Origin of the sequence: Bradyrhizobium sp. CCBAU 51753 (assembly GCF_015291565.1) — a bacterium.
GTDB lineage: Bacteria > Pseudomonadota > Alphaproteobacteria > Rhizobiales > Xanthobacteraceae > Bradyrhizobium > Bradyrhizobium ivorense.
In genome coordinates this window covers 6,550,961-6,576,901 of record NZ_CP030037.1, presented here as the reverse complement: position 1 = coordinate 6,576,901, position 25,941 = coordinate 6,550,961, and the positions used below count along the sequence as shown (strand labels likewise).

The following is a 25,941-nucleotide window of genomic DNA, read 5'->3' as shown; positions in this document are numbered from 1 at the left end:
CGGTGCCCCGAACGGCGAGGCCCTACACGGCCAGTGTCTGGCCGGCTGTTTTCTTTCGACTTTAGCCGCGGTCGCCGCCATCGTCTCCGAAAGCGGCCGCGCAGTTGTCACAGCATAAGATCACTGAAAGTGTGACCCGGATATCCCGTTCCAAATAGGCCGCATCAAGTGCGACCTGACGTCATCATACTGCTGCCAATATTCGTCGCGCTATTTCGTTCATCACCTCATCGCGGACAATGTTTTGGACGGCAGTAAAATTCGGAAGGCCTTTCTGGATACGACCTAATGCTGCCTTGGAAAGCGACTTTTCTGCGGGCGTTACACCCATCCAGGCGGTCGAGTTTCGGTGCACGATAACGTCTCGTGGCTGGTACCAGTGTTCGCCAACTTTCGTGGGGACTTGCCGAAGTCTTTCAAAATCCCACTCGGCTTGTCCCAGGAACTCCGCTTTCCCGTCTACCCTCTTTGCGGCCAATTCGGCCATGTTCGACGGAGATTTCGACTCGACAACGCCAAGAATGTGTAACTTCCCGTCGCGCTCGGCAACGAACATGCCGTCCGTCAGTTCTCCAACTGATCCCATGCTCACGCGCGTCGGAGTGCGTCCACTGGCATCGCCCACGAAGCGAATGGCGTCCTCGGGGATGCCGCGCTGTTTGGCAAGTTGAAGAACCTGCTGTTTGAACTCTGCAAACTTATTGCTCACCCTGAATATTTCCTCTCCGATCTTACCTTTCACGGAGAACGGATTCTTGTTGCTTTTCGCGTAACCCTTGATTCGGTTCCAGGCAGCCTCATCCAGGGCCTCAACTGCTGCACGCTCGGTAGAGTTGATTCCGGTTATCGTTTCCAATTGGAGCGAGGCTGCGGTCCCTTTGGTAGCGGCGGCGGCAGCCACTGGTGCTTTCGCCTTTGCAGCTGCCGCTTCGGCAGCCTCTGCGGCGGACTTCGCCTTGGAAGCTGCCTCGGCGGCTTCCGCGGAGGTCTTCGCATTCCTCGCCGCCTCCGCGAACTTGAATGCTTCCGCTGCCTTCGCTGCGGCTTCAGCCGCCTCGGCCGTCCCTGCCGCAGCCTTTGCCGCTTCCGCGGCCTTGCTCGCGCGCGCCGCCGCTTCCGCGGCCTCTGTGACCACCTTGGCCAGAGCCGCGGCTTCTGCGGCGGATTTTGTTTTCGTCAGTGTCTTGACGAACTTTTCCAACGCCGGGAGGCTCTTGAGAACCTCCTGGATCTTTGAACGCACGCGCGCAAACAATTCGGCGGCTTCGCCTACCGCCTGAACGCCTTTTAATCCCTGGCCGCTAACACTTGCGCCCTTCACAACCTCGCCGATGCCTTCGGTTGCAAAAATCACAATGACCTCGAACGCGATGCGGCCGACTGCCCAGCCAATCCACTGGCCATACTCGATCGGTCCTCCCAGCCCGGTCTTTTTGTCGATCTCAGCAGCGAAAGCCTCCCCGATCTTGCGACCAGCATCTCTCGACGCATTTAGATACCTGGCAACCGATCCTGCCTTATCGTGGTTGAATTCCTCCACCACGCCTTTTGCGGCCTCGGCGACCGATCCAACCCATTCAGCTTTTTCCTTAGCCTTCTTCTGGAATTCAGGATCGGAAAGTTTCCATGCAATCACCGCCGCTCCAACACCAGGCACCATTGCCAGCCCTACGTACGGAGCGATCGCGCCCAGTGCGACGAGCCCATCGAAGAGATCCTTTACGCCAGCCCACAAGCCCGACACCGCACCATCAACATAGCCCGCGTAGAACTTCCCGGGGTTTGTCCTGATCGCCGTGATCAGGGCCTTAACGGCCGCCGTGCCATTGGCCGTCGATAATCCTTCGACAAAACCAATCTCAAAGTTCGCCAACGGATCGACAGCAAGAACTTTCGGTGGTGATGCGGCGGATTGTGGTTCCGTTACAAGGACCGACAGACTCGCCATGACCTGTTTGGAGGAAGGCTCACGTGCGTCTATGATCGTGCTTCCGACGTTTGCTCCGGTCAGCCGGAATACGCGAAGGTCTGGTGGTGCAGTGAGAAATGCGCGTTCGATCTTGACAACATTTGCGCCGGCGAGATCGACCTCGACTTCCAGTTCCCGATCGATCATTACGCCGCCGCGCAAAGCGACATGTACAGCATTCAATGGACCGGAGATTATCGAGAGCGATGCGTTGTTGCCACTCGACAAGAACGTCGGGTTTGGATCACGCGGAAACATTTCGAAGCTCGCCACGTCGCGACCTCCCAGAAGATTCCATGCAACCCTTGGTCATTTTCACCAAGCGCATTGCAGCATAGCAGGGTCGTCGAGATGCGTCCACAAGACCCGCATTCGAGTGGGGCCTGCTATGGCAGACGCCGGTTCTTGCTGGAGCGGCATGATGGGGTACACAACTTCAGCTCTTCGGCACGTGCGACATGGCATTCGAATCGAGCGCCTTGCCTGATGAAAAGCCTGGCAGACCCGGTTCGTCAGCCGGTCGCCGCGCGCATGATGTGGCAGCCGCTTAGAGAACCGCCACGACCCGCATCGGGAAACAAGCGGGCCGCAATTTGCTCGGGACCCATGTTCTCGACAGTTCGGAAGCTGGTCATGCTGAGCTTCGAGCAGAGGTCCGTCGTCTCAAGATAGCTCCGGATCTGTTGTCCCGTCGCTGGCGCTTCGGCGATTGCCCGCGGTGGCGCACAGGTGATCGGGCGAAGCGAACCGGTTGAACAGACATAGTCAAACACCACCTCAGCACCACCGCGCAGTTGCGCCACATAATCAAAAATTGCGAAGATTGCCTGTTCGGTGAGATAGGGCATCACGCCGAGGCAGCTGAAAAAGCTGCGTTCGGCGGCTTCGAAGCCGGCCGATTGAAGCGGGGCCGCGAGCGTTTGCTCTTCGAGGTCCATCGCGACGTAGGAAAGCGTTTCGGGCACTTCGATTGCGGCCATCGCCAATCGCTCGCGTTTGCGCGCCTGCGTCGCGGGATGGTCGACCTCGAAAATGCGTATATTGGACGAGCGCGGCATTCGATATGGCAGCGTATCGAAACCGGCGCCGAGCACCACCAGTTGGGTCGCCCCGTTGCTTATTGCAGTATGCAGGGCGTCTTCCGCAAGGCGCGAACGGGCGGCAATGAACCAGCGCAACAGCGGCCCGGACAATTCAGCGCGCGAGACCAATGCGGACAGGCGCGCGTAATCGAGCGAAAACCTGGCATCGGGTCCGAGAATACGTGCGGCCAAGGGGTCGGCCAGAATGGACGCTCCATCCAGCACCTGATGCGCCGCCCGCAAATGCGCGGCGCTCAGAGCTGTCAGACTTGGTCGCCCCGGTTGCATCGCTCCAATCGTTATAGCATTCCCGGCAAGGCGGGCAGGAAAGTGGGAAAAGAGCCTGTTCTAATTGCAGACCTCAACATTGCCGGTGCCGCCGCCCGGACCGCCGCCGCCGCGGTACTCGAGATGACATCCGTGACGGACCGGGCGGCAGAGATAGGCATCGCACATGATCTGACCACTGCCGCTCGGCGTCCTGGCGGTCGCCTGTCGTCGGGGAACATCCGCCTTCGGCTCGGATCTCTCGCGGACCGGACGGGCCGCTCGTACCGGGCGCTCGTCCGTGTCGCGCTTTGCGAGCGGCTTTCTCGCGCGGCGCTTCTCGCATTCGTTGTCATCGTTGAGAAACGAGCCCTCGGCGCAGGTGATCTTGCTGCACTGGTCGCCGTCTCGTTGGTAGCCATGCTCGCAGATCAGCGGACAGACGCGCGACGGCTTCAGCTTGATGGCATCGAGGGCATCGAGGGTGGCAAGTTCGACGGCGAATTTGGTTCCGGCGTGCCGGTTAAACAGTGTCAGTGAGCGGCGGGAAGCCGCGCCCCAGTCGCCATCGATCGTGCCGCTGAAGCAACCAACCCGGTTCAATTCGCTCTGAACCGCCTTGGCAAGATTGGCCTGCGGCGGCACTGCGCTCAAGGCGGCAACCTTCGTGCCCTCCGTATTCTGGGCAGGAGAAGCGACTTCGGAATTATTCGGCTTTGCGCCGTCAACGAGGGGTTCATTGGTGGAGGGCACGGCGACCGTTGAGGCGACGGCTGAAGTCCGCTTCCGTTCGGCGTCGGTCGCTGGTTCCTGCGCTGCCTGTTTTGCTTTTTCGGCAGCAATACGGGCGCCATCTGCAGCTTTCGCACCTGCAGCCGCATCCACCTGCTCGGCGCGCCGGGCGTTTTCCGACAACGGCTGGGATTCTTTCGGCTCGGCCTGCTGAGCTTTATCGATCGCCGCAACGCGTGCGTTCTCAGCGTCGATCTGATCGAGTCGAAGCTTGGCCAAATTCGCGTAATAGCCCTCAGGATATTGGGCGAGGAATGCGCTCATGGCGGCCTTATTGCCGACTTGCAGGGCCAGCTCGTAGTCGCGACGAATGTCAGAAGAGGCGTTTATAGGTGGCGCCGCTTCCTCTGGCTTGGGTACGAGTGCCACGTCGTCGCCGCCCAATGAGCCGTAGACATAGGGCTCCTGTCGATTGCCCGTGGCTTGCAAAACGTCATCGCGGACGAAGCCGAAGGCCCTGCGCAAGTCGAGCCCAGGCTTTGCGATATACTTTACAAGCGCCGTTGCGTATGGACTGTTCTTGCTATTGCCATCGAGTGCCGTCAATCCCGCCTTTGCGGCAAACGCGATCAGCGTATTGGACGCGGCGGGCTCGACACGGGCGAGCCCCCTGCTGATGGATCGGGAAGTGACCGTTCTTTTCATCGTGTCGGTGAAGGGATTATTGCGGCAGGCGTCGACTATCACGACACGCAGCCGCTTTGCGGGCTCGATCGCCAATAGGATCCGATCGAGCGAGAAAGCCTCGTCATAGATATCGGTGTCGCGTTCGAGCCTGGCATCTGTCGGGATCAAATAATTCGTGCCGTCAATTTCGATGCCATGACCTGCATAGTAGACGATGGCAATGTCGGCGTCGCGGACTTGATCGGCGAAATCCCTCAGTACCCGCCGCATGCCGCTCGAGGCCAGATCCAGCCGAGCGTCCACCACATCGAATCCAGCCTGTTTCAGAGTCGCGGCGATAGCGGCAGCATCATTGGCTGGATTTGTAAGTAATGGTGCGTTTTGATAGGTGGAGTTTCCGATCACCAGCGCGACTCGCTTGGTCGCCCACGCTGGCTGAGAAGCGAATAGAATTGAACCAATAAGGAGAATGAAAACTCTGAGGAGTCTATCCATGTCCATGGCGAACCTCCAACAAGATCACTTGCTTCGTTGAAAAGCGGCAAAATCCCACGCATCGAGCAATGGCGCCGGCCGCGTTTCACGAAGTGGCGATCTCGACCCCAATTTGTCAGTTATGAGGGGGCGGACGTTCAAGCCCATGGAAGATTTCGGGAATTTCTCGAGAATCCTTCTCGTGGTCATAACATATTGATATAGCTAATATATTCTCGAGGCGTGCGTCGTCGGACACGGTTATTTGTTGCGCGGCGATGCCCAAATCCCGGCGTGGCGGCGAAGCCGCAAGGCGTTCCGTCAATCGGGGAGAGGACGGCTAATCGCAGCCAGGTTTCGCTGTTTGGCCGAGGCTATAGGCGCGGCTATCGTGGACCGCGGTCAGGATCCAGTGAGCGCTGCCAGAGTCTGCGGAAGCGAACCGAAGCAGATGGGTGGACGACGATGTGTGGACCTCGCATCGAGGCACCGATCTCCTCCTGCTAACGCCGGAAAATTCGCGCGATCGCATACGTGCTCGGCAACGCCATGCCGGCTGGCTTGGAACCCACATCGCGAGCGCTGTCAGGCCCTGGCGGATTGGCGGATCGCGCCGGAGCAGATCGCCGCGCTGCTGGCGCAGCAGCTAGGCCTGGTTGCGGGCAGGCAGCGGGCTGTCATCGATCAGAGCCGCCGGAGCTTCCTCCGGTTCGGCGCCGGTCGCCCTGCCTTCCAGCACGGCGTTGACGCGGGCCAGATCGAGTTCGCCCTCGGTTCTGGAGATCACGATCGTTGCCACACCGTTGCCGATCACGTTGACCAGCGCGCGTGCCTCGCTCATGAAGCGGTCGATGCCGAGGATCAGCGCCATGCCTGCGACCGGGATGGTGGGGACGACCGAGAGCGTTCCGACCAGCGCGATGAACGACGCGCCGGTCACGCCGCTCGCGCCCTTCGAGGTCAGCATGGCGACGGCGAAGATCGCGATCTGCTGCGAGATCGAGAGGTCGGTGTTGGTGGCCTGTGCCACGAACAGGGCGGCGAGTGTCATGTAGATCGACGAGCCGTCGGTGTTGAACACATAGCCGGTCGGAACGACGAGCCCGACCACCGGCTTGGAGCAGCCCAGCCGTTCGAGCTTCTCCATCAGGCTCGGCAGCACCGGATCGGAGGACGAGGTTCCCAGCACGATCAGGATCTCTTCCTTGATGTAGACCAGGAACTTCCAGATGCTGAAGCCCGACCACCAGGCGATCGGGCCGAGAATGCCGAACACGAACACGGCCGAGGTCAGGTAGAACAGGCCGACCAGCTTGACCAGCGGGCCGAGCGAAGCGATGCCGTAGCGGCCCACCGTGAACGCCATGGCCCCGAACGCGCCGATCGGCGCAAAGCGCATGATCACGTTGATCGCGCCGAAGATCAGCATCGATCCGCCGTCGATCATGTCGCGGACCGGCCTCGCGCGCTCGCCGAGCCGCGACAGCACGCAGCCGAACAGGATCGAGATTAGCACCACGGGAAGAATGTCGCCGCGTGCGAAGGCGTCGATGACGGTATTCGGGATGATGTTGAGCAGGAACTCGACGATGGTCTGCTCTTTCGCCTTGCCGGCATATTGCGCGACGGCCTTGGCATCGAGCGTTGCCGGATCGACGTTGAAGCCGGCGCCGGGCGTCGCCACATGGGCGGCAATGAATCCGATCAGCAGCGCCAGGGTCGAGAGGACCTCGAAGTAGAGCAGCGCCTTGCCGCCGACCCGGCTCACCTTCCTCATGTCCGACATGCCGGCAATGCCGGTGACCACCGTGCAGAAAATCGCGAGCGCAATCACCATCTTGATCAGCTTGATGAAGCCATCGCCGAACGGCTTCATGCCGACCGCAAGACCCGGCCAGAAATGGCCGAGCGCGATCGCAACGGCGATCGCCGCCAGCACCTGCACGTACAGAATTGCGTAGAAGGGCTTCTTCTTCGGTGATCCCTGGCTTGCGATCGTGCGCATTGATGCCTCCCTGGCTATTGAGTTACTGGTCGCGCTGGCGCTCTTGCTCGGAGAGCGGCATCACTAGAAGAACGGTCACCGGCGAATTCGTTCGGTTGGTGAGGCGGCGGTCCTCGCCGCCCGCGATACGACAGGAATCCCATTGTCCGAGCTCGACCTCGGTCTCGCCGTTCGAGACGCTGAGCCTGCCGTCAAGCACCACGTACATCTTCTCTTGCGGCGACGCGGACTGGCTCGTGCCGCCGCCCGGCGCGATCACGGAAACGCCGATCCACAGGTCGGAGGAAGGACCGGCCTCGCGTCCCTGCACACGCACCATCGCCATGTCGTGATGCCCCGGCGCGGCGTAGGCCGGCGCCTCGGCGAAGCGGACGACGTGCATGATCAGGCTCCCGGGCGCAGCACGATGCGGTCGCGCGACGATCCGATCACGGCGTCGTAGGCCGCCTTGGCGTCGGCGAGAGCATAGATCGAGCGATCTGCGATCGGGTAAGGACGCAGCAAGCCGGCGGCGAAGCCGGGCAGTACGCTGCGCAGCACGTCGGCGCTCTCGACCGAGGAGAAGGCGAGGGTGTCGATGCCGAGGTAAGTGTGCCGTCCCCGGTAGAACTCGAGGATGTTGAACTGCACGATCTTGTGCACGGCCGCGATCAGGATCTGGCGCCCGCCTTTTGCCAGCGAGTGGTGGGCATCGTCGAAATAGGGATCGCCGACCGTGTTGAAGATGATGTCGGCGCCCTTGCCGTCGGTCAGTTCGCGGACGCGCTTTGCAACGTCGGTTGCGGCGGAGTTGACGATCTCGATCGGCGCGTTGGCGTGACCCTCGTAGCCTTCGTCCTTGCGCACCACGCCGATCACCTTGGCGCCCTGCCAGGTCGCAAGTTGCACCGCCGCCTGCCCAACCTTGCCGTTGACGCCCATGACGAGAACGTGCTCGCCCGGCTTCGGCATGCCAGATCTGCGGAAGCCCTCGATGGCGGTGACGAACGGCACGCCGATGCCGGCGGCCTCATTCATCGACATGCCGTCCGGCTTCTCCACCAGCGCCGCCGCTTCGACCACCAGATGCGAGGCGTGCGTGCCGTCGCGGCGGATGCCGAGGTCGCCGGAGGAGCCGAATACGGATTTGCCGATCCATTGCTGCGGGCCGTCGACCACCCGCCCGGCGAAATCGCGGCCCGGGGTTCGGGGGAATACCGCATAGGGCATCAGGCCGGTGGCGGCCTTCACGTCGGACGGGTTGACGCCGGCGGCCTCGATGGCGACCACGACCTCGTCCGGTCGTCGCGACAGCAGCTGCCGCTCGATGACGGGTTCAATCGATGCGGTATCGCTCGCCTTGGCATTGAGCCGCACGCTGGTCGCTTCGATGGTCAGGTTTGTGTTCGATCCGGTCATGATGTTCATCGGCCGCTCTTAGGCCGCACTCTTGGATGGATGCGGCACACCGACAATGCGGCGTGCCTCTTCGATCGTCGCGATCTCCCCTCCGAGGTCTTCGACGATGCGGCGCGCCTTGCTAACCATCTCGGCATTGGATGTCGCGAACCGTCCGCGGGAAAGATAGACCGCGTCCTCGAGCCCGACGCGCACGTGACCGCCGGCGAGATAGGATTGCGCCACCGACGTGAATGCCGCCTTGCCAATGCCGATGGCGGTGAACTCCGCATCGTGCGGCAGCAGATCGCGCGCGTAGAGCACGGTTTCGGGCGCCGGCTGAAAGCCGTAGCGCACGCCCATCACGAAGGAGCACAGGACCGGCCCCGTCAATGTGCCGTCGGCGAGCAGATCGCGCATCAGCGCGATGTCGCCGGAATCGAACAATTCGATCTCCGGCTTGACGCCGGCCTCAGCGATCACCTTGGCCATTCGCCGCACATTGGATGGGGTGTTGATCACGACCTCGCGGCCCGAATTCATGGTGTTGAGGTCCAGGGTGCAAATATCCGGCCGCAGCACGGCGATGTGCTCGACCCGCTTCTCCGGCACCATCAGGGTGGTGCCTTCGGCGGCGACCTTCGGGTCGTCCTTGGAGGGCACGAAGCGTCCGCCGGGCCCGGTCGTGATGTTGAGGATCAGCGCGGGATTGCGGGCCCGGATGCGCTGCACGACGTCGACATAGTGATCGAGCAGCATCGAGGGGCGCCCGGTCAGGGGATCGCGGACGTGGATATGGACGATGGCGGCGCCCGCATCCGCGGCGCCGAGGCAGGCCTCGGCGATTTGCTGCGGGGTGATCGGCAGATGGGGGGTCTGTTCGGGCGTCGTCAGATTGCCGGTCACGGCACAGGTGATGATGACCTTGTCGCGTGGAGATCGCATGGACTGTCCTTCCAGAGCGTTTTCGAGCGAAGTGGATACCGGTTCGCGTCAACACACGAATCCAGAGCTTCGGTTCTGATTCAATCAGAACCGAAGCTCTAGAGCGAGCGGCCGCCGTCGACCACGAAGGTCGTGCCGGTGGCGAAGCCAAGTTGCGTGGCGCAGGCGAGGATCGCCGAGGCGATGTCGTCCGCCGTTGCGATCCGCTTCAGCGGCGTCGTCGCCGCGGTTTTGGTATTGAAGTCGGCCCCGCGCCCGGGAACGAAGTTGGTGTCGACCACGCCGGGCGCGACCGCGAGCACCCGCACTTCCGGCGCAAGCACGCGGGCCAGCGACTTGGTCATCACATCGATGCCGGCCTTGGCCGCGCAATAGGCGATCGACGAACCGATGCCGTTGCTGCCGGCGATCGACGAGATCGAGACGATCAGGCCGTCGCCCGACGCTTTCAGCAGCGGAGCGAAGCTGCGGATGGTCGCGAACTGTCCGCGCCAGTTGACCGCAAACATCCGGTCAATTAGGTCGTCGTCCAGGGCGTCGAGATCGGCGTGGGGCACCGGCTTGGTGAAGCCGGCCGCGTTGACCAGAACATCGAGGCGTCCAAAGCGCCGTTCGATCTCGCTGCGCAACGCCGTCAACGTCTCGGTCCGCGACACGTCGGCGACGAGCGCCGCGTGGCCTTCTCCGGGCAGGGATTGCACCACCTTCGCGGCCGCCGCGGCTTCCTCCGGAACATCGCGATGACTGATCGCGATGCGGGCGCCAAGCTCGGCAAATTTTTGGGCGGATACGGCGCCGATGCTGCCGGCGCCGCCGACGACGAGGACGACCTTGCCGTCCATGGACTGCTTCATGGTTTTGCTCACTGGATCGGAGGTTTGGGGAGGATCGCTTCGCCGGATTCCATCGCGAAGCGGTAGTTCAGCGTGTACCAGGGCGCGCGAACGCCGGCCTCAGGCGGCTCGCCATCGTCATGCCGGCGATAGTCGCCGATCAGCGCCCGCGTCACACCGAACACGACGTCGCTTTCCAGGTGCTCGTCGTCGTCGACGAAGACTTGCGTGATCAGGGTTTTGTGGCCGGGCTTGAAGCCGAGGAAATGGATATGCGCGGGCCGGTAGGGATGCCGGTTCTGCGCCCGCAACATGTCGCCGACGGGGCCGTCGGTGGGGACGGGATAACCGGCAGGCTTGACCGATCGGAAGGCGAAGCGTCCGGCGGCGTCGGTGGTGAACTTGCCGCGCAGGTTCATGTCCGCCTGCGTATCATCCTGGTTTTCGTAGAGCCCGACCGGCGACGATTGCCAGACGTCGACCTCGACGCCGGCGAGCGGTCGCCCCGCGGCGTCCACGACCTCACAGCTCACGAACAGCTCGGGGCCCGGGGTCGGCGAGCGAACGATCGAGCCGCCATTCTTGGTTTTGGGGGAGTTGGCCCGCCAGAACGGGCCCAGCAGCGCCGCAGCGGTCTCGGTCGCGCCGGCGTTGCCGTTGTTCAACAGGCAGACGAGCGTCGAGAAGCCGACCGCGTCCGCGAACAGAATTCCTTCGTTGTGGCTGGCGTGGGTGGCCTGTCCGATCCGGTTGAGGAAGTCGATGCCGAGATCGTACTCGGCCTCGGTGAGCTTCACCTCGCGGGCGAAGGCGTGCAGGTGCCTGACGAACGCTTCCATGACCGTCCGGAGCCGGGCGTTGTCGGTCGCGCCCATCGCCCGCAACACGGTCGGGGTTACGTCCTCAAGTTTCTCGATGATGCCGTTGCCCATGGATTTCTGCCTCTGCAATCGATTGCTGAACTAGCTGCAATCGTTTGCAGTTGATATTGCAATCGATTGCAAAAAGTCAACCCATCCCATATCATGATCGCCTGAATCGGCTAACCGACGGGAATTGCTGCGTGAATCGGCCCATCACCACGATCAAGCAGATCGCTGACGCGACCGGGGTCCATCCGTCAACGGTGTCGCGCGCGCTCGACCCGAAGAAGCGGCACCTGGTTGCCGACGACGTCGCCAAGAGGATCGTGGCCCAGGCCGAGGCGCTCGACTATCAGCCCAATCGCCTGGCCGCCAATCTGCGCCTGGGCCGATCCGATCTCATCGGCGTGCTGCTGCCTGACATCGCCAACCCGGTGTTCGCGCCGATCCTCGGCGGCATCGCCGAGGTGCTTTCCGCGCAAGGCTATGCGCCGATCGTCGCCGATGCCGGCAATGCATCATCGCAACAGATCTGCTTCGTGGAGCGACTGCTCAGCCAGCGGGTCGATGGCTTGATCCTCGCCACCGTTTCGCAGGACGATGAACTGGTCGGCTTCTGCATCCAGCGCGGTCTGCCGGTGATCCTGGTCAACCGTTCCGAAGCGCGCGATCGGGTCTCCTCGGTTGTCTCCGACGACGACATGGGAATGCGCCTCGCGGTCGATCATCTCGTCGGCCTTGGACACCGGCGGATCGCGCATGTCGCCGGCCCATTATCCACATCGACCGGCGCGCTGCGGCGCGACGGCTTCGAACGCGCGATGTCGCATCATGGACTGCGCGGCGTCGTGCGCGAGGCGACGGGTTACACCCGCGAGGCGGGCGCGCAGGCAGCGGAGCACCTGCTCGCCGCGACGCACGACGTCACGGCCATCGTCGCCGCGAATGATCTGTTGGCTCTCGGTGTCCTCGATGTGCTGAAGCAGCGGGGATTGCGGTGTCCGGAGGACATCTCACTGGTCGGTCACAACGACATGCCGTTGATGGACGTCGTCTCGCCGCCGCTCACGACGGTGCGGATCGAGCACCGGGAGATGGGGCGGATCGCCGCCAAGATGCTCGCGGAGCGGATCAAGAGCGGATCGCCGGAAATCCGGCACGTCGTGCTGCGGCCGGAGCTTGTCGTTCGAGGATCGACCGCTCTCAGAGCAGTCGAAGCTGACGCCTGAAATCGCGCCACGACGGCGACCGTATCCCGGCGTCGATGGTGACCGCGGTAAGCCAAACGTGAGTTGGGTTATGTCGGCCGGCTGCCTACCTCCGACCGTAACAGTTGAACGCCGGAGATCGGAATGCGGACGCTGCTGGGCGTGATGGTGCTGCTGCTGTCGGGCAGCAGCTGCCTGGCGCAGGTGTCGACCATGGGTACGACGGCCATGGGGCTGCCGACAACGCCCGGCGCGATCGTGTCGTCGCAACTGACCGGACCGAGTCCGTTCACCAGCCAGTTTTCCGCCGCGACGGTGCCCGGCGCACCGGTCACCACACTGGCGTCGCCTGCGCTGGCAGACGATCCGACGATTCCGGGAACCAGTCTGAACTGCTCGCCGGTGACCGCCGAGTTTTCGCCATCGGTCATGACCGTGACTCCCGCAAGCCCGAGCGTATCGGTGAGCATGAGCGCGCCGACGACGAGCGCGAGCGCCACGCCGGCCTTGCCGACGGCCATGCCGGTCGCCATCCTGGGCTCGGTCACCGGCAGCACGACCGGGACGATCGCGCCGGCGCCGGCGCTCGGCAGCGCCACGCCGGGGAGCTCGTGCACCTCGGCGCCCGGCAATACGGTCACCGATGCCGCGGCCTTGCCGGTCTCGACGCCCGACGTCCCGGCAAACCCGTCGCCCGGAACCATTCAGCCGCCAACGGCCGACCTCGACACGACCGACACCAGCATCAGCGCGGCGCCGGCCACGATGCCGACGCCGAACACCGCCGCATGCAGCGAGAGCGTTTCGATGAATCTCGCCAACCCCGCCGCCATGGGTCCCTATGGCGCCTACGGTACCGCGACGCCGGGTTCGTCGCTGCCCGCCGGGTGCTAGGCAGGCTTAAGCGGTCGGGCCGCTCGAGGCCGCCGGGTCCGCCGGTCGAAGCAGCAGCTGTGCTGCCGGCGAGAAGGCGCGCGACCGCATCAAGGTGGTTGCGACCAGGCTCGTGATCCCGGACGACGCCAGGATCATCGCCACGATGATGAACTGGTAGATGCCGGCGTAGACCGGGCTCGCGCCTGATACCACCATGCCCGCCATCACGCCGGGGATCCACACCAGCCCGAGCGACTTCATCATGTCGAGCCGGGGCAGCAGGCTGGCATAGACCGCGCTCTGCAGATAAGGCGCGACGGTCACCGCGGGCTCGGCCCCGAGCGACAAGGCCGCTTCGATGTGACCGGTGTGGGCGACGATCTCGGCCCGGAAGCGCTCGATCGCCTGGGCGCACGCGTTCATGGCGTTGGCGATGATCATGCTGCCGACCGGGACCAGGATCGAAATCTCCGGCTGCAGACTGCGCGTTGCAAGCATCACGGCGATGATGGTCCCGGCGCCTGCGACGATCGACCAGAAACACATCAGCAGCGCGCCGTTCATTCCCTTGAGGCGGCGCGAGGCCGTGACCGCGGCGGCGATCGTCATCATGAACAGGATGAGTGACCCGATCAGCAGGCTGCCGTGCAGCAGCACTGCCAGCACAACGCCGACCAGAATCATTTGCACGAGGCCGCGGACCATCGAGATCGCCGCCTCGCGCTCGACATGGACGGTTTGCCACGCGCACAGCGCCACGACCACGGCGCACAGCGCGATCGCGGCGGCGGCCTGCATCAGGCCGACCAGCACGTCATTGCCGATGCTGCCTTGAAGCTCAGCCAGCATGCAACACCTCCCGCGTTGGGCCGATCGCAGCCAGCCGGCCCGCCTCCATGACCATCGTTCGTCCGGCGAGCCGCATCGCCTGGGTGCGATTATGCGTCACGATCACGCAAGTCATCCGCCGCTCTCCGACGATGCCGAGGATCAGCTCCTCGATGCCGCGAACCGAGGCCTCGTCGAGTGCGGAGGTCGGCTCGTCGAGCAGCAGGGCGTCGGGCTCGTTGGCCAGCGTCCGCGCCAATGCGACGCGCTGCGCTTCCCCGCCGGAGAGATTGCTGACGTGACGATCGGAAAATCCGGGCAGGCCGACGCGCTCCAGCAATGCGGCAATCCGGTCCGGCGCCGGTGTTTCGCCGCGTTGCCGCGGCCCAAAGGCGATGTTGTCGGCGACCGTGCCCGGGAACAGGTAGGCGGTCTGCATGACCATGCCGACGCGCCGCCGCAGATCCCGCGGGGCGATCGAGCGGTAGTCGGTGGACTTGAGCAGCACGGTGCCGGAGGTCGGCTCGTCCAGCCGATTGAGCAGCCGAAGGAACGACGACTTTCCCGCCCCGCTTGGTCCGACGACGGCGAGGATCTCGCCGGCCATCACCGCGACGCTGACGTCGTGAACAAGAATGCGATCGCCCGACTTGCGCGACAGCTGCCTGGTCTCGAGCTCGGCCGTCGCGCGGCCCGCGATCGAGATTGCCGCGCGGTCAGGCGTCTCCCTTGGCAACATATGGCCCCATCACACATTTGTAGCGCTGCAGCTTCCATTCGCCGTAAGGATTCTGCGCCATCCAGTCCGCAATTGCGACCTGCGATCTGGCCTGACAGTCACGCATGGTGATGCCGGATTGCTCGCTATTCGTGACCACCTTCTCCAGACAGAGCGGTCCATGGCATAGAACTGCGACGAGTGTGACGAGCATGTTATCACCAGGATGGCGGGATATCGATCGGAAGTCTGCGACGCGGCGGCCGCCAAGCTCCCCGTGCCTTAGCATCAGATAGGTCGTGCTGCGGGAATCCCAATAAATTCGATGACAGGGAGACGCCGGTCAGGTCTGCATCGACGGCCTGCCGGGCAAGTGGCGACCGGCCGTCTGCAGCCGGTCGCCACCCGCAGGCTCATTCCGCGGGCGTCGGATAGGCCCCGCGCGGCGCCGCTTCATGGCGCCTGAACAGCCAGATCTGCAGGCGGTCGAGGTAGAGATAGACCACCGGCGTGGTGTACAGCGTCAGCACCTGCGACAGCGCGAGGCCGCCGACGATGGCATAGCCCAGCGGCTGGCGGATTTCCGATCCGACACCGGTGCCGACCATCATCGGCACCGCGCCGAGCAGCGCCGCCATCGTCGTCATCAGGATCGGCCGGAAGCGTTTGATGCAGGCCTGGTAGATCGCCTGTTCGGTCGGCAGGCCCTCGGTCTGCTCGGCCTGGATCGCGAAGTCGACCAGCATGATGCCGTTCTTCTTGACGATGCCGATCAACAGGATGATGCCGACGATCGCGATCACGCTGAGGTCGAAATGAACAGCCATCAAGAGCAGCAAGGCGCCGACGCCGGCCGATGGCAGCGTCGAGATGATGGTGATCGGATGGATCATGCTCTCATAGAGCACGCCGAGGATCAGGTAGATCACGAACAGCGAGGCGCCGATCAGGATCGGGGTGCTCTGCAGCGACGCGCCGAACGCCTGCGCATTGCCCTGGAAGCTGGTCTGCAGCGACAGCGGCGGATGCAGCGCCTTCTCGATGCCCTGAATACCGCTCACCGCGTCGCCGATCGCCGCACCCGGCGCCAGGTTGAACGAGATCGTCACCGAGGGGAATTGGCCCTGATGGTTGACGACCAGCGGCGAGACCTTCACGACGGAATCGACCAGCGTCGACAGCGGGACCTGCTGGCCGCTCGAGGACTTGACGTAGATGCCGTTGAGCGCCTCCGGTCCGTACTGGAATTTCGGATTGACCTCCAGGATGACATGATACTGCTGCAGCGTCGTGTAGATGGTCGAGACGATGCGCTGCCCGAAGGCGTCGTCCAGCGTATTGTCGATGGTGAAGGGCAGGATGCCGTAGGACGACGCCACCTCGCGCTTGATCTTGATGTCGAGCAGCGGCCCGGAGTTGAGCTGATCGGTGGTGACGTCGGCGACGCTGGGCAGCGCCCTGATCTTCTCGAGGAACTGGTCCGCCCAGTGACTCAGCTCGCCGGCATCGGCGTCGCTCATGGTGTACTGGAACTGGGTCTTGTTCAGCCGGGCGCCGATGATGATGTCCTGCGCCGGCTGCATGTAGAGCGTGATGCCATGGACCTTGGCGAGATTGCTGCGCAGGCGTGCGATGACCTTACCGATCGGGTCACGCTGGTCGGCCGGCTTGAGCTGAATGAACACACGGCCGTTGTTGACGGTGTAGGTGCCGCCGCCGGCGCCGACCGCCGAGCCGACGGTGGCGACGGCGGGATCGCGCAGGATCGCGTCGAGCATGGCCTGCTGGCGCTGCGCCATCGCCTGGAACGAGATGTCCTGTGCCGCTTCCGACTGGCCTAGGATCAGGCCGGTGTCCTGCTGCGGAAAGAAGCCCTTCGGAATGATCACATAGAGATAGCCGGTCACCACGATGGTGCCGAGCATCACCATCAAGGTGATGAAGCGATGTCGCAGCACGATCTTCAGCCCGGCCTCGTAGAGGCCGAGCAGCGCGTCGAAGCTGCGCTCCGACCAGCGATAGAGCCGGCCATGCTGCTGGCTTTCCGGCTTCAGCAGATAGGCGCACATCATCGGCGTCAGGGTCCGCGAGATCACCAGCGAGAGCACCAACGCGACGCTCACCGTGACGGCGAATTCGCGGAACAGCAGTCCGACATAGCCGCCCATGAAGAACAGCGGAATGAACACCGCGATCAGCGAGAAGGTGATCGCCATCACGGTGAAGCCGATCTCGCCCGATCCCTTCATCGCGGCATCATACGGCGACATGCCTTCCTCGATATGCCGCGTGATGTTCTCGATCTCGACGACGGCGTCGTCGACCACGAAGCCGACCGCGATCGACAGCGCCATCAGGGAAAGGTTGTCGAGGCTGTAGCCCATCTCATAGAGCACCGCGAACGTGCCGATCAGCGACAGCGGCACGGTGACCGCCGGGATGATGGTCGCCCAGAAACTGCGCAGGAAGATGAAGATCACCATCACGACCAGCGCGACGGTCAAGAGCAGGGTGAACTGCACGTCGGTGATCGAGGCGCGGATCGTCTGGGTGCGGTCCGAGATGACGTTGATCTTGATTGCGGCGGGGATCGATGCCTGCAGGGTCGGCATCAGGTCCTTGATCCGCTGCACGGTCTGGATGACGTTGGCGCCGGGCTGGCGCTGCACCGCCAGGATGATCGCGCGCTGGTGGTTGTACCAGCCGGCGATCAGATCGTTCTCGCCGGCGCTGACGGCGCGTCCGATGTCCTTGATGCGGACCGGCGAACCGTTGCGATAGGCGATCACCAGGTCGGCATACTGATCGGGCTTGAACAGCTGGTCGTTGGTGTTCAGCGTATAGGTCTGGCGCGGGCTGTTCAGCGTTCCCTTGGCCAGATCGACATTGGCCTGGCCGAGAACGGTGCGCACGTCCTCGAGGTTGATGCCGCGCGCCGCCAGCGCCTCGGGATCGACCTGGATCCGGACCGACGGCTTCTGCTGACCACCGATGCCGACCAGGCCGACGCCCTGGATCTGCGAGATCTTCTGCAACAAGATGTTCTCGGCATAGGCGTCCACCGTGGTGAGGGGCAGGCTGTCCGAGGTGAGGCCGAGCACGAGGATCGGCGTATCGGCCGGATTGACCTTGTGGATGGTCGGCGGATACGGCAGCCCGGTCGGCAGATAGGGACTCGCCGCATTGATCGCCGACAGCGTATCGCTGACGGCGCCATCGATCTGGCGGTTCAGGTCGAATTGCAGCGTGACCTGGGTGTAGCCGAGCGCGCTCGACGACGTCATCTGGCTGAGACCCGGAATCTGGCCGAACTGCAGCTCGAGCGGCGAGGCGACGGACGAGGCCATGGTCTGCGGATCGGCGCCCGGCAATTGGGCGGTGACGGTGAGCGTCGGATAGTTGACGTTCGGCAGCGCCGCCACCGGCATCAGCGGATAGGCGATAAGGCCGGCCGCCAGCAATCCCACCATCAGCAGGGCGGTCGCGATCGGCCGTTTGATGAAAGGCGCGGAGATGTTCATGGGATCGGTGCCTGCATTGCATCCTGTGCGGCGGCTTCCTGCGCCGCCTTGCCGTGCAGCAGCGTGACGTGCGTTCCCGGCTGCAGCTTGTACTGTCCGTCGACCACGACCTGCTCATTGGCCGACAGGCCGGAGTCGATCAGGGCCTGGCCGTCGCTGATCTGCGCCACCTTGACCTGGCGGATCGAGACGGTGTCGTCGGCATTGACCACGTAGGCGTAGGAGCCGGTCGGCCCTTGCTGGATCACCGCGGCGGGCACCGTGAGGCCGTTGTGCCGCGTGTCGAGCAGCAGGCGGGCGTTGACGAGCTCGCCGGGCCACAGGCTTCTGGTCGGGTTCGGAAAATTCGCCTTGAGCTGGATCGAGCCGGTGGTCTGCAGGATCTCGTTGTTGACGAGACCGAGCTGCCCCTGGCCGAGGCGGATCGTATTGTCCTGATTGTAGGCGAGCACCGTCATCGGTGAATTCGTCTTCTGCTGTTGCTGCTGGATCTGCGGCAGCACGGTCTCCGGCAGGGTGAAGATCAGCGAGATCGGATCGAGCTGCGTGACGACGCAAAGCCCGTTGGTGCTCGAGGGGCTGATGATGTTGCCGACGTCGATCTGACGGATGCCGACCACGCCGTCGATCGGCGATGTCAGGCGGGTGAAGCTGAGCTGCACCCTTGCGGCATCGATCAGCGCCTGGTCCGCCTTGACCGCCGCGGTCAACTCGCCGACCTGCGCATTCTGCGTTTCAATCAGTTGCGGCGTGGCCCAGCCCTTGTCGCCGAGCTGGGTGTAGCGAAGCTGGTTGGCCTTGGCGTTCATGAGCTGCGCCTGGTCGCGCTCGAGATTCGCCGTGAATTGATCGATCTGGGCCTGGTACGGCCGCGGGTCGATCTGCGCCAGCAGGTCGCCGGCATGAACCTTCTGCCCTTCGGTGAAGTTGATGCTGATGATCTGTCCCTGGATCTGGGCGCGAACCACGTCGGTGTTGTAGGCGATCGCGGTTCCGACGCCGGTCAGATAGATCGGCACATCGTGCTGCGTCACGGTGCCCGCGACGATCGGCACCGGGGCCGGCGGAGCAGCCTTTGCTGCGGCTTGCCGCAGCGGCAGCACATGCGCCGCGTACAACAGCCCGGTGCTCGCGGCGATCGCCACAGCCACGGAGGCGATGATTGTTTTCTTCATGAACGTTACTCCGACAGGAGATGGTCTAGCAGCTGCCTGCGATGGTCGTGGATGTCGATGTCCCCAATGCGGAACATCCAAATGTCGTCGGCGCGGTCGAGGTCGTGGATAGGTTGCCGAGCGCCGGCAGCGCCGGCGCCGCCGTCGCGACAGGGGTCTGGCTGCCGGTGATGGGCAGCACGCCCGGCGTCGGAACGAGGGCCGCGGAGCTGACGCCGAGATTGCCGATCTCGGTCGAGCCCAGCGGAATGCCGGTTCGCGCGGCGCCGCCCGGCGTGATCGGCGTGATCGCATTGGGGGTGGATGAAGCGGCGATGCTGCTCGCGCCCGCGCCGCACATGCCCGACATTCCGGCGGTGTCCAGCACGCCGGACGAGGTCGTCATTCCGGAGCCCTGTGTCAGCCCCGGCGTCGGCGAAATTCCAGACGAGGAGTCCATGGCCGACCCCGGGGCCGTCGTCATCCCGCCGCCGTCAAACGTCGACGTCGCGCCGAACATGGCGGACGGTGACGTTCCGAGGGTCGTGCATGCGGTGCCGGTGATCGGCACCGCGATGCTGCCGGTAACGGTTGGGGCCGGACTGATACCGGGAGAGGCGAGCTCGGTTGCGCCGAGGCCAATGCCGACCGGTGAGACGGCCGAGCCCGTCGCGCTGGTGAGCGGTGACGTGGCGTCGATCATGGGCGTCGGGACAGCCATTCCGGTGACCTGGGCCGATGCGGCCCCGCCCGCCGAGAGCGCAAAACAGACGGCGATCAGCCAACACCTCATGTGCATGCTCCGTTGAACCGGTTGGACACTTCAAATCTAGGCAGACCGCGCCCGCCGTTGTTGCGTCTTCGCACGAACTTCGCCGCGTGCGGCGATCAGGGGTGCAGATACAGAACGACCCGCCGGAGCGGGTCTGCTTCTGGTTGGTTGCCTTTGCCGGACGCCCGCGGGCCGTTCGACCAACGCTATCACTCGTTGCCTTTCGGACCGCCGTGATAGGCGTAGGGATCAGGCGCTGCCGACCGTTCCGCGCCTTGCTGGTCAGATGTCGAATAGCTGCCCGCGTGGGTCATCGCCACGTGAGGCCGATAGGACGCGGCGCTCGCGACGGCTGGCACGGCGAGTGCCGCGAGCATGGCGGCCGCTGCGATGGTGATCGAAGTCTTTCTCATGGTCGTCTCCTGTTGTGAGCCCCGACGGATGATCTGATCGTCCAGCCGCGACATGAATCGCGGCGATCCGGCGGGCTCCGAAGCTGCAGTTAGGGCTGCCCCGGATGCAATCCCAATGAATTGGAGTTCAGAGATGTCACTTTGAATTGACGGTGGTCTGATCCGCCGCCGGTCCGGATCGGCTTGATGAAATCCGGACCGAGGCAGCGAACAGCAGGCAGCGAACAGCAATGAGACTAGCTGCAGCTCAGCGGCAGCGGCGTATCGGGGTGCAGGTCGTACCAGTCGTAGCAATCCGAATCGCCGTAGAAGCCGTAATAGCCGGGCGAGTAGCGACCGAAATGGTGAATGGCATGGTGGACCCCCGTGCCGTAGGCATGCTCGCCGCGGCCGATGCGATCACCGCCGAGCCCGGCGGCGCTGCCGACATGCATGCCGCTGCCGAAGCCGCCGAGATGCGCACCGCCGCCGCCGAAACCACCCATGTGGCCGCCGCCGCCAAAGCCGCCGCCGAAACCACCGACGTGGCCGCCACCGAAGCCGCCGCCATGGCCGCCACCGCCACCGCCGCCACGTGCATCGGCCGCACCCACCGCCACGACTGTCGCAACCGCAGCGGTTGCCAGGATCATCAGCACTCGTTTCATCATGACACTCCTTTCCGTGTCGAAGCGCCCGGCGATTGATGTGGACCTGCGTGTCGCAGTGTCGCCGCGCCTCGTGATGATCGGAAAGTAGGAGCGGCGAACAGCCTCGCCATTAAATTCGCCATCAAGAATGCATGAGGCAGGCGGCATCCCGACAAGTTGAGGCCAGTGCACCTGTGCAGACTTTGATGCCCCTCACCGTCGGTTCAAAAACAACGAGCGGGCCGGAACATGATTCCGGGCCCGCTCGTTCGGACAATTCCGCTAAGCGATCGGCGCCCGGACCGGCAGTTGCTCGCATGCGAGCAGAGTGCGGAACGGGCGCGTGGAGTCTGCGGTCAGTAGGCGCCCGTATAGGGCTCGCAGGGCACGTTGTCGCCGGTCCACGGCGCGGTCGCAAACGCGCCGACGCGCGGCGCCGGAACGCAGGCACGGCCATCGACCACGATGGGCGCATCCGACGCATCGACATCGGCCGCCATCACGGCGTGGTGGCGGTGAGCGACGTGGACCTCGCGAGCCATGACCGGCGTCGCCAGCATCGCTATCGCAATCATTCCGGTGGACAGCAGTTTGAGTGTGGTCATTGAATTTCTCCGTTGAAGACAGCAGCCCGCATCAAGGCGAGGCCCGCAGCAGCACGTAGGGGCGATGGCTGCGCAGCCCAACGCACGAGCGCCTCACGCCTCTTCAATGCCGTGTGAGTTCGTGCTGCATGAGCGGGATGACGATCACGGCATGTCGCGCGCGAAACGCTGCGTCGCCTGGCAAGATGCTGCGGCAGCCACGTGTGCGAATCCGGCAAGCGAGGATCGCGCTGCTCGCGCCGGGCAATGCCGAAGGCGGCTCTGCCCATCGCAGGGGCAGACGCGCGGGATGCGTCAAGCGGATCGCCGATGGTCGGGCGCTTCGATCCCGGCCTCCCCGGATGCCTGGCCAAGCCTTAGGTCGGTATCCGGGAGGTGTCGTCTAAAATCGATTTTAGCCTCGGTCCGGGCGGTCCGCGAACGTCCGCCAAGCTCTTTAAACTGCTATTTAATGGCCGGTCGCGCGAAAGCGGGCTAGTTGTGCCGCCGGGATCCCGCCGCGCCTGACTGAGGCGGCACCCCCCGAAGCGGACGCGCTCTCGCCAGGTCGGCGGGCGCCGCGATCCGGCTCACGTCTCTCGCGGCGTCCTCGGGGCCTACCGGACTATGACTTTGCCAAGCAGCGCGCATATGCTGTCCTCCCCGGGACCGACATGCTCTGGAGTATTTGAGATCGAGCAGATGACAAAGGTTCTCCTGATAGAAGACGACGACGGAACGGCCGAGGAGGTTGTCGCCGAGCTGAGCGGGCTCGGGTTCGACGTCGAGCGGGCGGCGAACGGTATCGATGGTCTCGCCAAGGCGCGTGCGAACGACCCCGACGTCATGATCGTGGACCGCATGTTGCCCGGAATGGATGGCCTCAGCGTCATCGAGACGCTGCGAAAGGATCAGGTTGCCACGCCGGTCCTGGTGCTCAGCGCGCTCAGCGCCGTCGACGATCGGGTGCGCGGCCTGCGCAGCGGCGGAGACGATTATCTGACCAAGCCGTTCGCGGTCGTCGAACTGATCGCGCGCGTCGAGGCGCTGCTCCGCCGTCCGGTCGACAGTCGTGAGACGACGCTGCGGGTGGGGACGCTCGAGCTCGATCTGATCGAGCGCACGGCACGGCGAGGCGACCGCAGCATGGATCTGCTGCCACGCGAATTCCGGCTGCTCGAATACATGATGCGGCGGAGCGATCAATTGCTGACGCGGGCGATGCTGCTCGAGGAGGTCTGGAACTACAAATTCGTGCCGGCCACGACCAATCTGGTCGATGTGCATATGGGCCGCTTGCGGCACAAGGTCGATGGTCCCGGCGAACCGCAAATGATTCATAATGTGCGCGGCTCCGGGTTCATCCTCAGAGCCCAGTCATAATCCTTCCGGTGCTCGACGTGCTCACGGCAGACATCAAGAGGGGGCCGGCGGGACCGATGCGCCAATTGCAGTTCATGCGCTCCAACACGTTCCGCTGGACCGCGGCGGTATCGGCGCTGTTTGCGCTGTTCGTGATCGTGCTGTTCGGGTTCATCTACTGGAAGATCGATACTTACCTGATCGCGCGATCGGATCGCATGATCAGCGTGCAGATGAACTACATGGCGGAGCTGCCGCACGATCGCCGTATCCACGCCATTGAAAGTCATCTTGCGCAGGACTCCAGGCGGGTGCAGTTCGCCGGGTTGTTCGACCCGAGCGGCGGACGGCTTGCCGGAAATGTCGAAAGCGTGCCCGCCGGGTTCGCCCTCGACGGATCGGTGCAAGCCGCCAAAGTGGCGCGCGTGGGCGCCGCCGATGACAGCGGCCCGACGATCCGGGCGGTGGGCAGGCGCCTCGATCACGGTGACGTTCTGTTCATCGGACGAAACGTCGACGAGACGCGGGAAATATCGAGCGTGGTCGGCGAGGCGCTTGCGCTCGGTCTCGTGCCGGCGCTCTGCCTCTGCCTGGTGGCGGGCGCCTGGCTGAGTTTGCGTGCGCAGCGACGCGTCGAGAACGTCAACCAGCGGGTCCAGCGGATCGTCGCCGGTGACCTGCAGGAGCGCCTTCCGCATGATGGCGTCGACGATCCGTTCTCTCGGCTGGCTGTGATCGTGAACGGCATGCTCGATGAAATGGAGTCGATGATCACCGCGTTGGCGGGCGTCGGCAACGACATCGCCCACGACCTCCGGACCCCGCTGACGCGGGCCCGGCTGGCGCTGGAGCGGGGCCGCACCCACGCAACCACGCTGGAGCAGCTCCAGGAGGTCACCGACAAGGCCGTCGCCGGCATCGACCAGTCGCTTGCCATCGTCACCGCGCTGCTGCGGCTGACCGAGATCGAGAACAGCCGGCGTTCCGCGGGCTTCGGCAACGTCGCCCTGCATGAGATCCTGCGCGAGATCTGCGACGTTTACGAGCCGATTGCCGAGGACAAGCAGATCGCGCTCGGCGTCGATATCGACCGTAAGCTTCACGTTTGGGGCGACCGCGATCTGCTGTTCGAGGCTGTCGCCAATCTCGTCGACAACGCCATCAAGTTCACCCCGCCCGGCGGCAAGGTGAACCTCGCTTTGTTGCGGGGCGAGAACGCATCGATCGTGCAGGTGACCGACACCGGACCCGGGATCGGCGAGCAGGAGCGCGAGGCGGTGCTGCGGCGCTTCTACCGCTCCGACAAGATGCGCCACACGCCCGGCGTCGGGCTCGGGCTGAGCCTGGTCGCCGCGATCGTCAAGCTGCATGGTTTCCGCCTCGTGGTTCAACCCGGTCCCGGCGGCCGCTTCGATATCGTGTGCGCTGATCGGCAGAGCAGCTAAGGGCGCAGCCCGATGCACTTTTTTCGCTTTGCCTTGATCGCGGCTTTCAATCCCAATCCATCCCGGCAATGACGCCAAGAAACCAGCCGCCGGAGAAAGAGATACCAAGCATCATGAGATTGGCCGTTGCGGAGTGAACAAGCTCGTTTTGAACATGATTAAATCCGATCAGCACCAGCAGCGTGAAAATTGCAGCGCAGAGTCCGGGCCAAAGCGCCCGCCGCCGCACTACGAGCCGCTGGGCCGGGGCAGCCCACTGAGAGTTCCGTGATAGATTCCAGGCTCGACGAAACGATACCTGGAAACTCAAGGCGACGACGATCAGACAGGCGGTCAGGAAGTACATGGACATAATCCTTCGTGCCCGAAGGGTTTATCGGCTCGCTCCAAAGAAAGACTTGCCGAGCAGATCGAAGTTTATCAATTGCGATAATGGTTCCGTAAGTGGGCTCGATGGGCACGAGGCCCGCTATATGGGTCAAAAGCCGATCGCGACCGAACCCAGGGATTTCCGGTTCACATCGGAGAGCCACGTTCTCGAAAGTCATTCAGACCATCAGCTATGAGCCAATAGCGCCGAACAGTGCGAGCACGGCTCATTCGGGCAACTCGGCCTTGCGAAAACCCCCGATCATCAGCTTCGCATTGATTGATAGCCGGCTCCGAGCGATCCATCCACCATCCATCGGGCAAGACCCCGGACGAACCAGTCCGCCGGCCGATCGAGACCTGGCTGAAGGCCGGGAACTCATCAGCAACTAAAATGGACGTGAGACGTTCTCCAAATCGGGCTACTTTCTAGAACTGGGAGAGTCCGATGCGTAGGAAAATCCTGATCACATTAGCGGCAATTACGGCCGTGGCGTTTGCACCGACGGCGGCTTCCGCGCGGGGAGGCTTCGGCGGCGGTGGCTTTCATGGTTTCCACGGTGGATTTGGTGGCGGCGGCTGGCGCGGCGGCGGCTGGCGCGGAGGCGGGCTTGGAGCGGCCGCTGTTGGGGTTGGGATAGGTCTCGGCTTGGCAGGTGCCTACGCCTCCTACGGTTACCCCTACGAATACGGCTACCCGTACGCATACGGTTACGACTACGGTTATCCCTATGCCTACGGCTACCCGTACCGCGCCAGTTACGGCTACTGCGTCGCAACAGCCAGTCAGCAGGAGGCCGCCTGCTACTAGCGGCCGGCCGACGGCTC

Annotated in this window: 24 protein-coding genes; 5 read left to right on the top strand and 19 right to left on the bottom strand. The window is 63.8% G+C overall.

Annotation, left to right across the window (positions count from 1 at the left end):
• Positions 1–184: 184 nt before the first annotated feature.
• The 9 genes from XH93_RS30175 to XH93_RS30135 form a co-directional block, all read right to left on the bottom strand.
• Positions 185–2,242, bottom strand: a complete 2,058-nt coding sequence (locus tag XH93_RS30175; RefSeq protein WP_194470264.1) for a hypothetical protein — start codon at positions 2,240–2,242, stop codon at positions 185–187.
• Positions 2,243–2,481: 239 nt separating this feature from the next.
• Positions 2,482–3,339 (bottom strand): class I SAM-dependent methyltransferase, encoded by an 858-nt coding sequence (locus XH93_RS30170; protein ID WP_194470263.1) that lies wholly within the window; start codon positions 3,337–3,339, stop codon positions 2,482–2,484.
• Between the two features lie 60 nt (positions 3,340–3,399).
• A complete protein-coding gene (locus tag XH93_RS30165; protein WP_194475378.1) occupies positions 3,400–5,232 on the bottom strand; it encodes a caspase domain-containing protein in 1,833 nt (610 codons plus the stop codon).
• 625 nt (positions 5,233–5,857) lie between these two features.
• Positions 5,858–7,216 carry a dicarboxylate/amino acid:cation symporter gene (locus XH93_RS30160; protein ID WP_194470262.1) on the bottom strand — a complete coding sequence of 453 codons (1,359 nt, stop codon included), beginning with the start codon at positions 7,214–7,216 and terminating at the stop codon, positions 5,858–5,860.
• A 22-nt stretch (positions 7,217–7,238) separates the two neighbouring features.
• Entirely contained in the window at positions 7,239–7,598 is a 360-nt protein-coding gene (locus XH93_RS30155; protein ID WP_194470261.1) for a cupin domain-containing protein, read from the bottom strand.
• Positions 7,599–7,600: 2 nt separating this feature from the next.
• Positions 7,601–8,614 carry a zinc-binding alcohol dehydrogenase family protein gene (locus XH93_RS30150; RefSeq protein ID WP_194475377.1) on the bottom strand — a complete coding sequence of 338 codons (1,014 nt, stop codon included), beginning with the start codon at positions 8,612–8,614 and terminating at the stop codon, positions 7,601–7,603.
• Between the two features lie 18 nt (positions 8,615–8,632).
• The gene (locus tag XH93_RS30145) at positions 8,633–9,538 is read right to left on the bottom strand and encodes a 3-keto-5-aminohexanoate cleavage protein (protein WP_194470260.1); all 906 of its coding nucleotides are present in this window, start codon (positions 9,536–9,538) and stop codon (positions 8,633–8,635) included.
• Positions 9,539–9,636: 98 nt separating this feature from the next.
• Positions 9,637–10,392 carry an SDR family NAD(P)-dependent oxidoreductase gene (locus XH93_RS30140; protein WP_194470259.1) on the bottom strand — a complete coding sequence of 252 codons (756 nt, stop codon included), beginning with the start codon at positions 10,390–10,392 and terminating at the stop codon, positions 9,637–9,639.
• Positions 10,393–10,400: 8 nt separating this feature from the next.
• On the bottom strand, positions 10,401–11,303 hold the full coding sequence (locus XH93_RS30135; protein WP_194470258.1) for a dioxygenase: 903 nt from the start codon (positions 11,301–11,303) through the stop codon (positions 10,401–10,403).
• 131 nt (positions 11,304–11,434) lie between these two features.
• On the opposite strand from XH93_RS30135, the gene XH93_RS30130 reads away from it, so the two are divergent.
• Positions 11,435–12,463: a LacI family DNA-binding transcriptional regulator gene (locus tag XH93_RS30130; protein WP_194470257.1), complete on the top strand. Its 1,029-nt coding sequence runs from the start codon at positions 11,435–11,437 to the stop codon at positions 12,461–12,463.
• A gap of 68 nt (positions 12,464–12,531) precedes the next feature.
• On the opposite strand, the gene XH93_RS30125 is transcribed toward XH93_RS30130, so the two are convergent.
• From XH93_RS30125 to XH93_RS30100, 6 genes are all read right to left on the bottom strand, one after another.
• The gene (locus XH93_RS30125; protein ID WP_194470256.1) at positions 12,532–13,146 is read right to left on the bottom strand and encodes a hypothetical protein; all 615 of its coding nucleotides are present in this window, start codon (positions 13,144–13,146) and stop codon (positions 12,532–12,534) included.
• A 196-nt stretch (positions 13,147–13,342) separates the two neighbouring features.
• Positions 13,343–14,167, bottom strand: a complete 825-nt coding sequence (locus XH93_RS30120) for an ABC transporter permease (RefSeq protein ID WP_194470255.1) — start codon at positions 14,165–14,167, stop codon at positions 13,343–13,345.
• Complete coding sequence (locus tag XH93_RS30115; protein WP_194470254.1) at positions 14,157–14,885, bottom strand: ATP-binding cassette domain-containing protein; 729 nt, start codon at positions 14,883–14,885, stop codon at positions 14,157–14,159. The genes XH93_RS30120 and XH93_RS30115 overlap by 11 nt, the downstream gene beginning before the upstream one ends.
• Positions 14,863–15,078 (bottom strand): hypothetical protein, encoded by a 216-nt coding sequence (locus tag XH93_RS30110; protein WP_194470253.1) that lies wholly within the window; start codon positions 15,076–15,078, stop codon positions 14,863–14,865. Before XH93_RS30110 ends, XH93_RS30115 begins: the two co-directional genes overlap by 23 nt.
• Before the next feature lie 199 nt (positions 15,079–15,277).
• A complete protein-coding gene (locus XH93_RS30105) occupies positions 15,278–18,385 on the bottom strand; it encodes an efflux RND transporter permease subunit (protein WP_194470252.1) in 3,108 nt (1,035 codons plus the stop codon).
• Entirely contained in the window at positions 18,382–19,560 is a 1,179-nt protein-coding gene (locus XH93_RS30100; RefSeq protein ID WP_194470251.1) for an efflux RND transporter periplasmic adaptor subunit, read from the bottom strand. Before XH93_RS30100 ends, XH93_RS30105 begins: the two co-directional genes overlap by 4 nt.
• Positions 19,561–19,601: 41 nt before the next feature.
• On the opposite strand from XH93_RS30100, the gene XH93_RS30095 reads away from it, so the two are divergent.
• Positions 19,602–20,348, top strand: coding sequence for a hypothetical protein (locus XH93_RS30095; RefSeq protein WP_194470250.1), 747 nt, complete (start codon positions 19,602–19,604; stop codon positions 20,346–20,348).
• Between the two features lie 172 nt (positions 20,349–20,520).
• Here XH93_RS30095 and XH93_RS30090 read toward each other — a convergent pair whose 3' ends face one another.
• The 3 genes from XH93_RS30090 to XH93_RS30080 all read right to left on the bottom strand — a co-directional run bounded on the left by XH93_RS30090 (position 20,521) and on the right by XH93_RS30080 (position 21,958).
• Entirely contained in the window at positions 20,521–20,724 is a 204-nt protein-coding gene (locus XH93_RS30090; RefSeq protein WP_194470249.1) for a hypothetical protein, read from the bottom strand.
• Positions 20,725–20,960: 236 nt separating this feature from the next.
• Positions 20,961–21,371, bottom strand: a complete 411-nt coding sequence (locus XH93_RS30085) for a hypothetical protein (protein ID WP_194470248.1) — start codon at positions 21,369–21,371, stop codon at positions 20,961–20,963.
• Positions 21,372–21,709: 338 nt separating this feature from the next.
• On the bottom strand, positions 21,710–21,958 hold the full coding sequence (locus tag XH93_RS30080) for a hypothetical protein (protein ID WP_194470247.1): 249 nt from the start codon (positions 21,956–21,958) through the stop codon (positions 21,710–21,712).
• A gap of 681 nt (positions 21,959–22,639) precedes the next feature.
• On the opposite strand from XH93_RS30080, the gene XH93_RS30075 reads away from it, so the two are divergent.
• On the top strand, positions 22,640–23,320 hold the full coding sequence (locus tag XH93_RS30075; protein WP_139485504.1) for a response regulator transcription factor: 681 nt from the start codon (positions 22,640–22,642) through the stop codon (positions 23,318–23,320).
• Between the two features lie 56 nt (positions 23,321–23,376).
• Entirely contained in the window at positions 23,377–24,744 is a 1,368-nt protein-coding gene (locus XH93_RS30070; RefSeq protein WP_194470246.1) for an ATP-binding protein, read from the top strand.
• Between the two features lie 46 nt (positions 24,745–24,790).
• On the opposite strand, the gene XH93_RS30065 is transcribed toward XH93_RS30070, so the two are convergent.
• The gene (locus tag XH93_RS30065) at positions 24,791–25,090 is read right to left on the bottom strand and encodes a hypothetical protein (RefSeq protein WP_194470245.1); all 300 of its coding nucleotides are present in this window, start codon (positions 25,088–25,090) and stop codon (positions 24,791–24,793) included.
• 471 nt (positions 25,091–25,561) lie between these two features.
• Here XH93_RS30065 and XH93_RS30060 point away from each other — a divergent pair, with 471 nt between their 5' ends.
• Positions 25,562–25,924: a hypothetical protein gene (locus XH93_RS30060; RefSeq protein ID WP_194470244.1), complete on the top strand. Its 363-nt coding sequence runs from the start codon at positions 25,562–25,564 to the stop codon at positions 25,922–25,924.
• Positions 25,925–25,941 lie beyond the last annotated feature (17 nt).